This window comes from Pantoea sp. MBLJ3, from assembly GCF_000816655.1.
In the GTDB taxonomy this organism is placed as follows: Bacteria; Pseudomonadota; Gammaproteobacteria; order Enterobacterales; family Enterobacteriaceae; genus Pantoea; species Pantoea eucalypti.
The window spans coordinates 110,271-122,234 of sequence record NZ_JSUT01000030.1 but is presented as its reverse complement, the minus strand read 5'-3'; the positions used below and the strand labels follow the sequence as shown (position 1 = coordinate 122,234).

Annotated in this window: 10 protein-coding genes; 3 read left to right on the top strand and 7 right to left on the bottom strand. The window is 55.4% G+C overall.

Annotation, left to right across the window (positions count from 1 at the left end):
- The 3 genes from NP77_RS22525 to NP77_RS22515 all read left to right on the top strand — a co-directional run.
- Positions 1-1,656: aliphatic sulfonate ABC transporter substrate-binding protein (locus NP77_RS22525; RefSeq protein ID WP_039662006.1), on the top strand; the 1,656-nt coding region annotated here is incomplete at its 5' end.
- Positions 1,657-1,775: 119 nt separating this feature from the next.
- Positions 1,776-2,702, top strand: coding sequence for a sulfonate ABC transporter substrate-binding protein (locus NP77_RS22520; RefSeq protein WP_039662013.1), 927 nt, complete (start codon positions 1,776-1,778; stop codon positions 2,700-2,702).
- A gap of 637 nt (positions 2,703-3,339) precedes the next feature.
- The gene (locus NP77_RS22515) at positions 3,340-4,035 is read left to right on the top strand and encodes a haloacid dehalogenase type II (RefSeq protein WP_039662004.1); all 696 of its coding nucleotides are present in this window, start codon (positions 3,340-3,342) and stop codon (positions 4,033-4,035) included.
- Positions 4,036-4,072: 37 nt separating this feature from the next.
- On the opposite strand, the gene NP77_RS22510 is transcribed toward NP77_RS22515, so the two are convergent.
- The 7 genes from NP77_RS22510 to arnC all read right to left on the bottom strand — a co-directional run bounded on the left by NP77_RS22510 (position 4,073) and on the right by arnC (position 11,963).
- On the bottom strand, positions 4,073-5,602 hold the full coding sequence (locus NP77_RS22510; RefSeq protein ID WP_039662002.1) for a Fic family protein: 1,530 nt from the start codon (positions 5,600-5,602) through the stop codon (positions 4,073-4,075).
- 149 nt (positions 5,603-5,751) lie between these two features.
- Positions 5,752-6,117, bottom strand: a complete 366-nt coding sequence (gene arnF / locus NP77_RS22505; protein ID WP_008926820.1) for a 4-amino-4-deoxy-L-arabinose-phosphoundecaprenol flippase subunit ArnF — start codon at positions 6,115-6,117, stop codon at positions 5,752-5,754.
- Positions 6,114-6,434 carry a 4-amino-4-deoxy-L-arabinose-phosphoundecaprenol flippase subunit ArnE gene (gene arnE / locus NP77_RS22500; RefSeq protein WP_003850557.1) on the bottom strand — a complete coding sequence of 107 codons (321 nt, stop codon included), beginning with the start codon at positions 6,432-6,434 and terminating at the stop codon, positions 6,114-6,116. The genes arnF and arnE overlap by 4 nt, the downstream gene beginning before the upstream one ends.
- On the bottom strand, positions 6,435-8,102 hold the full coding sequence (gene arnT / locus NP77_RS22495) for a lipid IV(A) 4-amino-4-deoxy-L-arabinosyltransferase (protein ID WP_003850558.1): 1,668 nt from the start codon (positions 8,100-8,102) through the stop codon (positions 6,435-6,437).
- Complete coding sequence (gene arnD, locus NP77_RS22490; RefSeq protein WP_003850559.1) at positions 8,102-9,004, bottom strand: 4-deoxy-4-formamido-L-arabinose-phosphoundecaprenol deformylase; 903 nt, start codon at positions 9,002-9,004, stop codon at positions 8,102-8,104. Before arnD ends, arnT begins: the two co-directional genes overlap by 1 nt.
- Positions 9,004-10,983: a bifunctional UDP-4-amino-4-deoxy-L-arabinose formyltransferase/UDP-glucuronic acid oxidase ArnA gene (gene arnA, locus NP77_RS22485; protein ID WP_003850560.1), complete on the bottom strand. Its 1,980-nt coding sequence runs from the start codon at positions 10,981-10,983 to the stop codon at positions 9,004-9,006. The genes arnD and arnA overlap by 1 nt, the downstream gene beginning before the upstream one ends.
- Positions 10,980-11,963 carry an undecaprenyl-phosphate 4-deoxy-4-formamido-L-arabinose transferase gene (gene arnC / locus NP77_RS22480; RefSeq protein WP_003850561.1) on the bottom strand — a complete coding sequence of 328 codons (984 nt, stop codon included), beginning with the start codon at positions 11,961-11,963 and terminating at the stop codon, positions 10,980-10,982. Before arnC ends, arnA begins: the two co-directional genes overlap by 4 nt.
- Between the last annotated feature and the right edge of the window lies 1 nt (position 11,964).

The following is an 11,964-nucleotide window of genomic DNA, read 5'->3' as shown; positions in this document are numbered from 1 at the left end:
GAGAAAGGGGCCTTTACCGGCGCGCAGGATCGCCATCGTGGCTGGTTTGAAGCAGCAGAAGGCGGCACGCTGCTGCTGGATGAAGTCGGTGAACTCAGTCCGTCGCTGCAGGTGAAGCTCCTGCGCGTACTACAGGAGCGCGAGATCACTCGCGTGGGCTCGTCTAAAGCGATAAAGGTCAATGTGCGGGTAATTGCGGCCACCAACCGGGATCTGGCTGTGGCGATTCGTGAACGGCGGTTCCGGGAAGACCTCTACTACCGTCTCAATGTCGCCAGCGTCACATTGCCGCCGCTGCGCCAGCGCTGCGAAGATATTCCGGTGCTGGCCAGTCATTTTCTGCAACTCTATGCGCGACGTCTGGGACGTCCTCAGTTACGGCTGAGTGAAGATGCTGTCGCCACGCTAATGGACTACAGCTGGCCGGGTAACATCCGTGAGCTGGAGAACACGCTGCACAATGCGGTGCTACTCAGCAGGACCTCGCTGGTCACGCCGCAACAGCTGCGGCTGAACGCCATTGCTGGCAGCGATTTACCCTCCGGAGAGGAGGCGCTCGACCAGTTTTTACGTCAGCAGATGCAGCAGAGTGAGACGCCACTCTATCCACGAGTGATCGCCGCGCTGGTAAAAAATGCGCTGGAACTCACGCAGGGTAATCAGTTACAGGCGGCCGCGCTGCTGGGCATCAGCCGTCATACACTGCGTACCCAGCTGGGGCATCTGGGTGTGATTAAACCCCGCCGTACCTCATTGCGTCAGCGCGAGGCCTCTCCTCATCATCAGCCTCAGCAGGAGCGTGAACTGCGTATCGGTTATCAGAAGTTTGGCAACCTTGGCATTCTGAAAGCGCGTCAGTCGCTGGAGCAGCAGCTGAGCGATCAGGGCGTCAGCGTGCTGTGGAGCGAGTTTCCAGCGGGTCCACAGCTCCTCCATGCGCTGAGCAATAAGGAGGTCGATTTCGGGACCACCGGCGAAGTTCCTCCCTTGTTTGCGCAAGCCAGCAACAGCCCGATGGTCTACGTCGCCTGGGAACCTGCCGCTCCGCAGAGCGTGGCGCTGCTGGTACCCACCAGTAGCCCGGTTCAGCAGATTGGCGATCTCAGAGGCAAACGCATCGCCGTGAATCGTGGTTCTAATGTCCACTATCTGCTGTTGCAAATCCTGGATGAGGCGGGATTAGCGCTGGATGAGGTGCGCATTGTCTATGCACCCCCCAAATATCCACTAACGCCCAGCGACCTCAGCGCGGTAGATGCCTGGATGATGTGGGATCCGCTCCTCAGTGATGCTGAGAACAGCGGACAGTTCAGGGTAATTGCGGATGGCACTGGCCGGGTCAATAATCATCAGTTTTACCTTGCCGAACGCGGATTTGCTGCGCAGTCGGGCGATCTGTTGCAGATCCTGCTCACCGCCCTGGAACAGACGGGCCGCTACATTGATGCACACCATACTGAAGCCGCCGCGTTGCTCTCCAGCGAACTCGGCATTTCTGCGACCTCACTAATGCACGCCTTAGCCCGGCGCAGCCATCAGACTCAGCGAATGAACCTGGCCATCATCCGGGAACAGCAAACCATCGCTGACCGCTTTTATGCGCTGGGGTTATTCAGTCGGGCCATTCGCGTACGCGAGTCAGTCTGGCATCCATAGCGTTTTTTTAGCTAAGCATCGAACATTTCCTCGCTAAGCGCTTCAATCTGCGTTTGTTATGTTGCGCTGACAACAAACAAACTCAGGAATGAGAGATGAAAAAAGTTTTATTCAGCGCAATGATTATTGCCGCCCAGGCGGGTTTTGCATTTAACGCCCGGGCAGCTGCAGAGAAACCCGATACAGTGAATATCGGTTTTCAAAAAGCCAATATCTTCGCGCTGCTGAAGTATCGCGGCACGCTGGATCAGGAATTTAAGAAGCAGGGGATTGCGGTGCACTGGATTGAGTTCCCGGCCGGGCCGCAGATGCTGGAGGGCTTAAACATCGGCAGTATCGATCTGGCCGCCACCGGCGATGCGCCACCGACATTTGCCCAGGCCGCACAGGCCGATCTGGTTTATCTGGGACACTCGCCAGCTAACCCTAAAACCGAAGCGATTGTGGTGCCTGCAGACTCCCCGATTAAAAGCGTGGCGGATCTTAAAGGCAAGCGGGTGGCGCTGAATAAAGGCTCTGACGTTAACTATTTGTTGGTCACGGCGCTGGAGAAGGCAGGGCTGAGCTACAAGGACATTACACCCGTCTATCTGCCGCCTGCCGATGCGCGCGCGGCCTTCCAGCGTGGCGCGGTGGATGCCTGGGTCATCTGGGATCCTTACTACGCCGAAGTGGAAACCACCGCTGAAGCCCGGCTGATTAAAAATGCCGAGGGACTGGTGCCGCACTACACCTTCTATCTTGCCAGTCGCAAGTTCGCAGATACTTATCCTCAAATCGCCGCTCAGGTGGTGGATGAGCTGGACACGCTGAGCTCGTGGGCCAATCAGCATCATGAAGAGGCGGCTAAAATCATGTCCTCCTCAACCGGTCTGCCCCAGCCGATCTGGCAGCAGGCGCTGGCAAGGATGCCGTTTGGTGCAGAGCGGATGACGCCTGAAGTCTTTACGCAGCAGCAGGCACTGGCGGATACCTTTACCCGGATTGGTCTGTTGCCGGTGAAGGTGGATATCCGCAGCGCGACCTGGTCGCTGGATAAGAAGTAAGTAAGGGCCGGGCGTAGTTTGGGTTGAGCGAATTGAAGTCGGTGATTATGTCTGCTTGCCCTTTATATGCCGGCGGCGGATTCTGCGAAAATTACGAGAAAGGATTAACCGGTTAGGGTCTGACGGCAAATCCGGGTTCGGCTGGTGCCGCCTATGGCTTTGCGGCGATGAGCGAATGAGTGGGGGACTGGCGGAGTGACATCGCGTTCCCTTTGCTGATTTTACCTGTCTGGTATTGCCGCCGGATGCATCAGAAAAGGAGGAAGACGACGTTATGCTTACAGACAAACATAGCCACGAGGATAACGCCATCACGTTGAATAGCCTTGTCGCATCAACTAAAACCACGGGCGGTATTGGTACGGCAGGCGTTTGTTGTTCCTCAGAAACCCGGAAGAGCAATCGATCCGGCTAAAGAAGGTAAAGTGCATTTCGATTAAGAATCGCCCAGCCGGGCATCCTGTTTAACATAATTAGTATTATGCGCATAACTAATTTCCTGAATCGCATCAGGTTTTCCAGTTTGATTTCTAACTATCGCAGCACCCGATATTGAGCAATCCTCATCAGTATTCTACCTTCAGAGAGCGTCTTTAACGCCTCACCTGTCACATCCATTAAACCAACCGGAGGCACGATGACCGACAGTCACAACCCCGCACCCTACAGCGGCACCCTGTTTTTTGATGTCAATGAGACCCTGCTGGATACCACTGAGCTGAACCGGGTTGTCGCGCAGCGACTCGGTGACCGACCGGAACGTGCTGAGGCCTGGTTTACCTCGTTGTTACATCATTCACTCGTGGAGTCGGTGACCGGCAGCTGGCATAACTTTGGTGATATCGCCGAAGCAGTGCTGCAGATGACCGCCACACGCTATGGTATTACTCTGCCTGCAGACGCAACACCGCTGGCTGACATTATCGCAGCCATGCCAGCCCATCCTGATGTCGCCGCAGGACTGAGTGCTCTGCAGCAACAGGGATTTACACTGGTCGCGCTGACCAACTCTTCTGCGGCACTGGCCGAAAAGCAGCTCAGTTCTGCCGGACTGGCTCGGCTGTTCACGCGCATTCTCAGTGTGGAACAGGTGCAGGTTTATAAACCCGATCTGAAAGTGTATCAGTGGGCAATGCAGGAAATGGATCAGCCTGCATCACAGTGCATGATGGTGGCCGCTCATGGCTGGGATGTGGGTGAAGCAAAACGCGCAGGAATGAAAACCGCATTTGTTACCCGCAAAGGACAGGCACTTTACCCGCTGGCACCTGCACCGGATTTGATTGTCAGCGATATAGGTGCGCTGGCCACAAAACTTAAACCGCTCTGCTAAATGCAGTGCTCAGCGACCTCACATGACACCTGAATACTTAGTCTGTGTGGGTCTCAAACGCTGACCTGACCGCTTCCACAATCCGTTGTGCAGTAGTTGTATCGTCCAGCAGCGGGAACGTTTTTTTGAGCTTGCCAGAAATCTGCCAGCCATTTTCTTTCAGCGAACGGATAATACGACTGGCGTCCTGATCAGGCATCTCAACGACCTCCTTCAGCTGCTGTTGAGCGCGCTGAAATATCACCAATACGCGCGCTTCATCAGCCATTTCAGTCCGGACCGTGTGCTCGATGACTCTGCAGGTATAGAGCACATGCTCGGTTAAGTCGGGATAACGCCAGGCGAAACGGGCATCCTCATACTCGGCGAAAGTGAAATTACTCCGCGTGCCATCTTCATAGGTTTTCAACTCGCCAAACCGATAGCAGCCTGCATAGCGCCGCATTAGCCGTTTAGAAAATACGTCCAGCGTGCGATCGTAACCGACCCGAAAATCCATCGAACTGGTAATGGTGGCTGAAACAGGCAGGATCACGCCATCCGGTATCGCTCCATCACGAATCAGTGTGTCATTGATTAAAAAACGGTGGATGCGGCCATTGCCGTCGCGCATCGGATGGATATAGACAAAGCCAAACGCGATAACCCCCGCACGAGCCAGTGGTGCGGCACCCCGCGTAGCCTGCTCAAAGGCTTTAAGCCCATTCATAAAGCGCGGAACGTCATCATAGTGTGGTGCAATATAGTGGACGATATCTTCACGCATGGTCGACTGTCCGACAAACACGGGCGAACGTCGCAGCCCCAATCCCAGCGCATCCTGCCCGAGAATGCCCTGCTGTATGGTATGCAGGCTGGCATCGCTGAGTGGATCCTCAAGCTGGCCGCAATACTGCGCGATAACGTGGGCAAATCGTTGAATACGATCGCCCTGGTCCGCCTCTTTCTCAATCAGGAAACTGGCACGTGACTCTTTAAATGTCAGCCAGCTGGCGGTGCGCATCAGAATATCCGCGCCAAAGGTGTTATCCAGATCATGCAAAGCATCGTTGAGATCGAACGTGAGCGCCTGCTCAATGGCTGCGGTTCTGCGTACCAGTGGGCAGAAATCAGCGGATCCTGGCAGATTATTATTGATGCGCCAGCGCCTGTTACGGTTCACGGTCGTTCGGGTCAGATACGCTTTGGATGAAATCGCCTCAACATAGCCTCCGTTGGTGACGTCCGGTACCTGTAAGGTATTACCAGTCAGCCATTCATAGAGAAAGCCGGCCCGTCGCGCATACTGTCCGAACGGTTCCTGCCGACACCACGCTTCCAAAGGTTGTGGTCCGATGGTCGTAAACAGGCGTGCGAAAAACTCCAGATGGATCTCTTCGTACTTGAGACCAAAGGCAAAGTGACCCGCAAAATCATCTTCCGGCTGATAGCCTGGTGGATAATGATTTTCTACCTGTCCCTGGCCCTCATGATGTGAGCGTACGGTTCCGATAGCTGACTTTACGCGTAAGGGCTGCGCCAGTTTGATAGCATAACGTTCGCACAGTGCGCTAAAGCCAACCAGCATGTCGAATCCTTTATCCGTCGCCCGAAAACGATAACAAAATGGATCTTTATCATGAAAACGCTAAACAATCCATCATGACGGCATTAACTACCGCCCGGAAACGTTAATAAAAACGGTGTTCATTGCGGAAATGGTAAAAGAAGAAATGTTCAGGGCTTAACAACAATGCACAGTAGCCCGATTACAATAATCACCACACCGGCTAAGCTGCGCCAGCTAAATGCTTCGTGAAATACCGGTAAGCAAACCGCCACCAGCCAGACCAGCACGTAACTCAGGCTGAGCAGTGGATAGACCCGATTAAGCGGAAAATAGTGCAGCGCCCGAATCCAGCAGAGCATGGAAACAGCATAAGCTCCCAACCCGGCCAGCAGCAACAAGGCAGGCAGTATGGCAACTGTTGGCAGCGACGTCAGGCTACTGACATCGGGCAGGCGCGGCATCGCCCAGCGCATCATCAGCTGTGCCGCTGAGACCAGCAGCACGCTGCACGTAACCCATCCATATCCTTTCATAGCTGGCTCGCCATTAGCGCGACGCCCGTCACCACCAGCAGCGTGCCTGCAATCTGACGAAGCGTTAGCCGTTCGCGCCACAAAATGCGTCCGGCCAGCGCAACGAAGATGAAATTAAGGCTCAGCATGGGATACGCCTGGCTGACGGGCACCCGCTGCAGCACCAGCAGCCAGAGGAGCATCGCGATACCCAACAGCAGCACGCTTACGCCAATCCAGCTTAAGCGGATGCGGCCTGATACCGCGTGGGTCGCCTGTTTCTGACACAGCTGCGCGCTGCAGCTGAGCAGACTCACCAGCACAATCAGCAGCAGCATTTACTTCATCTGACCGTAATAAAGGCAGACAAGCCTGCCCTGGCGATAGACCGCATCCGGAACCGGCACATCCTCGCCGATATCACTGTGTGGGGAATCAACCAGTAACAGCAGGGACACGCTTCCCATACGGCGATGATCGGCAAGCCAGCCGCCAAAATCCGCCTGAGAGACAAAGCGGGATTGCGCATCCGGGTAGCTCAGCCCATATTGCAGCTCACCTTTATTATCATAGAAGCCGATATCACTGCGTTGCAGGTGCCAGGCTGCGGCAGATGCCACGCCCGGATTGTCCGCCAGAATAAAATGACTGGATGCCAGACGCTCGCTGATCACAGAGACAAAGTGTTGCGGCTGTTTGGCATCACGGATTTTATCCGGGATAGCTGAGCCAATAAACAGAGCGACCCCCAGCGGGCAAAGCGCGGCCACCAGCCAGCGGCGTTGTGAAAATCGGCAGCTGTATGCGCCCGCCAGTCCCCAGATGAGAAACGCCAGCGCTCCCAGTCCCAGCTTCAGCATCTCATGAGTGGCAAACAGGGGGTGATGCGTTACGCTCCAGGGCGCAAGTACCAATAGCACGGTTGCCAGCGTGAGGATGCCGAAAATCAGGTTGATCCAGCCATTAACGGTTAATGCGCGCCCTGCCCGCTGCGCCGCGTTCAGCCCATAATGGGCCATCAACAGCGACAGCGGCACAAAACAGGGCAGGATATAGGTTGGCAGTTTGCCTTTTGCCAGACTGAAAAACAGCAGCGGCATCACCGTCCAGCTCAGCAGATACAGTGCGCCGGGATTCTGCTGACGCTCGCGCCAGCCGGTCATCAGTGCACCCGGTAACAGCGCCAGCCACGGTAGTGTTCCCAGCAGCAGAACCGGCAGGTAGTACCAGAAAGGGGCTTTGTGCTGTGCATTCTCTTCTGCAAAGCGCTGAATATGCTCAACCCAGAAGAAGTAGTGCCAGAAATCAGGGGCCTGATGATAGATCGCCAGCGCCCAGGGTGCGCTGATTGCTGCGGCAGAGAGAATCGCCAGCGGCCCGAAGCAAAGCAGCTCAGGTATTCTCTTTCGCCAGATCACCCATGGCAGAATCGCCAGCACCGGTAGCGCCAGCGCCAGAAATCCTTTGGTCATGAATCCCATGCCGCAGGCGAGACCCAGCAGCAGATAGCCGCCCGCGCGCCCGGCGCGTCCGCTGGCCTCCGTCGCCAGCCAGAAGCTGCACATTGCGGCCGCCAGCCAGAGCATCAGCATCGGATCGAGCACGGCATAAGTGCCAACACCATAAACCAGCAGTGAACTCAGGAAAATCAGAGAACCCACAGCAGCGGTGCGGACCGAACCAAACATCCGCCTGCCGAGCCAGAAGATCAACGCGGCGGTTATCGCTGTTGAGAATATTGATCCTGCCCGTACACCAAAATTGTTATGGCCGAACAGCCATTGGCCCAGTGAGTTTATCCAGTAACCCGCAATCGGTTTTTCAAAATAGCGAAGACCGAAGAAGTGTGGCGTCACCCAGTTACCGGTTGCCAGCATCTCCCGGCTGATCTCTGCGTAACGTGTCTCATCCGGTTGCCAGAGGTCGCGGAACATCGGCGGCAGAAGGTAATAGAGAATGAAAAAGCTAAAAAAAATGAGCCACTTCGTGTTCTTATGTATCCGCACTAGTTCGCCTCTTTAGTCAGTTTCTGGCAGCCCAGCCACCCTTCCCGTCCGGGAATTTCACCTCTGACGATCCTTCCCACGGGTAAGGTGGTCAGGTCGTCGGGCAATAGCTCGCTTAACGGACAGAACTGAATGCCATTACGGGTTGCTGCATTCAGCAATTTGTCGAAGTCTGGTAAGCCAATAATCCCCTCCACTTCGGCATGCACGGTATAGACAGCGCCATCATCAGAAGCGAGCATTTTCGCCAGAATGTAATCGTTATAGCCTTCTGCGCTGACCTCACGGCCAACCACTTCATCCCATGTGGGTAACGTCACCGGAATCTGTACAGTGCCGATCTGACCATCTGGCAGTATGGGCCTGAATGGCCCGCTGCCGCGGCAGTCACTGTTGTAGTGAAAGCCAAAATCCTGTTTGGCGGCAACGACCCGACCATCAGCACGCCAGCCTGCAACGGCCGAACAGCTGACAGGATGACCAAGGATCTCACTGAGCGTTTCAGTGCCGCGTGCTATCTGCTCAACCAGTTTATCCTGCGGCCAGACCCCCGCCCAGGTCTGCCAGGCAAAGTGGTCCCAGGCATGCAGACCGACTTCATGCTGGCGTGTGGCATCCTGCATAATGTTCCGCAGGCCACGTCCCATCTGCTTTCCCGGCCAGGCCGTTCCGGCGAGCAGAATGTCCCAGCCATAAAGTGATGCGGCGCGGGAGCGCAGCATCTTCATGAGAAACGCCGGTTTCACCAGCCGCCAGAGATGGCGGCCCATGTTGTCCGGTCCCACGCTGAAGAAAAAGCTGGCCCGCACTGCGTGACGCTGGAAGAGCTCAAGCAGCGCCGGCACACCCTGCTTCGTGCCGCGCCAGGTATCTACGTCAATCCGCAGACCGATCTTCTTCATCACTTATCAGCCTGTTGCTCAACGGTACGCAGGAAGAAATCGAGCGTGTTGTCGATAGTGACATCCATCGTGACGGTTGGCGTCCAGCCAAGTAGGCGACGCGCATTGCGGATAGCCGGTTTGCGGTGCTCCACATCCTGATAGCCTTTACCGTAGTAACTGCTGCTTTCCACTTCGCGGAAACCGGCAAACGGCGGGAACTGGCTGCGCAGCGGGTGACGCTCGAAGCTGGCCAGCAACTGCTCCGCGAGTTCTTTGATACTGGCTTCATTGTCCGGATTACCGATGTTGATGATCTGACCATCACAATTCTGCTGCTTGTTTTCGATAATGCGGAACAATGCTTCCACACCATCCTGAATATCGGTAAAACAGCGCTTTTGTTTGCCGCCGTCGATCAACTTAATCGGTGAACCTTCAACCAGATTGAGGATAAGTTGCGTGATCGCGCGAGAACTGCCGATGCGTGCTGCGTTGAGGTTATCCAGACGCGGTCCCATCCAGTTGAACGGACGGAACAGGGTAAAACGCAGCCCCTCTTTTTCGCCATAAGCCCAGATCACACGGTCAAGCAGCTGTTTCGATACCGAATAAATCCAGCGCTGTTTGTTGATCGGCCCGACCACCAGATTCGAGCTATCCTCATCGAAGCTGGCATCAGTACACATGCCGTAGACTTCAGAGGTGGATGGGAAAATAATGCGCTTCTGATACTTCACGCAGTCACGGATGATTTTCAGGTTCTCTTCGAAATCGAGCTCAAAGACGCGCAGCGGATTACGGGTGTATTCAATCGGCGTAGCGATCGCCACCAGCGGCAGGATGACATCACATTTTTTGATGTGATACTCAATCCATTCGGAGTGAATAGCGATATCCCCTTCAACAAAATGGAAGCGCGGATGTTCCAGGAAGCGGCTGATGGCGTCTGAACTTATATCCAGGCCATAGACTTCAAAATGCTCATCCTGCAATAAACGCTCGGTGAGATGATTACCAATAAAGCCGTTAACCCCGAGGATGAGCACGCGTGTACGACGTTGCAGCGCCGACTGCGGTTTTGAATAGAGCAGTGCGCCAGGCACCATGCCCAGGCTCTGCGCCAGCTGGCTGCCATTCATGTAAACGCCATGCTCGGACTGTCCGGTGAGAATTTCCAGTGCACCCTCACCACAGGCGATCAGGAATGGCTGCTTAGAAATCACCGTACCTGGCTTCGCCTGATGCGGGTGCGTATGAACCCGGCTCTTCCAGACGATAAATTTAACCGAACCGGCGAAGGCGAAGGCGCCTGGCCACGGATCGGTAACCGCTCTGACCAGATTGTGAATCTTCTCTGCGGGTTGATTCCAGTCGATGCGGCCATCTTCGGCCGTGCGACGGCCAACACAGGTCGCCTGACTCTCATCCTGTGGCGTCTCACTGACCTCACCCGTGCGCAGGCGAGGTAAGACGTCGTTAAGTAACTGCTCTGCAGCCTGGGTCAGTTTACGATGCAGCGTCAGCGCGTTGTCTGCATCCTCAATGGCCACCTTCTGCTGCGCCAGAATATTACCGGCATCCGCACGCTTCACCATGCGATGTAACGTAACGCCGGTTTCCGTCTCACCGTTGACCAGCGCCCAGTTGAGTGGCGCCCGACCGCGGTATTTTGGCAGCAGTGAACCGTGCAGGTTAAAAGCCCCCTTTTCAGCGCATTGCAGGATCTCATCGCTCAGCAGATGGCGATAGTAGAAGGAGAAGATCATTTCTGGCGCCATGGTGCGGATGCGGTCAAGCCAGATTGGGTGATTCGCCTCGTCCGGTGCATAGACCGGAATGCCGTGCTCTGCCGCCAGACGCGCGACTGAGCCGAAAAAGTGATTTTCGGTAGCCACATCGTTGTGCGTAAAAATGGCGGTGATCTCATAGCCTGCGCTAAGCAGTGCATTGATGCCGACACAGCCCAGATCGTGATAGGCGAAAACAACGGTCTTCATGATTGAGTATCCTGTACTGAAGGCTCTTCAGGAGCCTGAACAATGCGTTGAACGAAATAGCGCGGACGCGCCCGAACGTCGTTATAAATTCGCCCGATATACTCCCCGAGCAGTCCCATACCCACAAACTGGGCACCGATAAACATGAACAGCACGGCGAACAGGACGAAAACACCATCTCCCGCCCATGCCGCACCGAAAAAGAGTCGCAATACGATAAGCACCAGCGAGAAAGCGAAGCCGGAGAGTGCAATCAGGCTGCCTACTACGCTGAGCAATCGCAGCGGCGTGGTGGTCAGGCAGGTCACCAGGTCGTACATCAGGTTGATCAGGCGCATAAAGCTGTATTTCGAATCGCCAAAGGCCCGCTCAGCGTGGAGCACCGGCAGTTCAATGGTGTTTCGGGCAAAGGTGTTGGCCAGAATCGGAATGAACGTACTGCGTTCGTGACAATTGAGCATCGCCTCGACGATATGGCGCCGATAGGCACGCAACATACAGCCGTAATCGCCCATCGCTTTGCCGGTGACCCGCTGAATCAGGTGGTTGAGCGTGCGCGAGGCCTTGCGACGGAACCAGGTATCCTGACGCTGCTGGCGGACTGTACCCACCACGTCATAACCCTGACGCGCAGCTTCAACCAGTCGCGGGATCTCTTCCGGAGGGTTCTGCAGATCGGCATCCAGTGTCACAATCAGATCGCCACGGACCTGGCTGAATCCGGCCATAATGGCGGAGTGCTGACCGTAGTTGCGATTGAGCAGTACGCCCGTTATGCGGCTGCCGGGAATGATGGCAGCCTGTTCAATCAGTTCGGCTGAACGGTCACTGCTGCCGTCATCAACCAGCAGAATTTCATACTCAATTTCAATGGCGTCACATGCCGCGCTGGTCCGCTGCAGCAACTCCGGCAGGCTTTCCTGTTCGTTATAGACCGGGATGACCACGGAGAGCATATTGATCGGTTTGATATCGCGCATT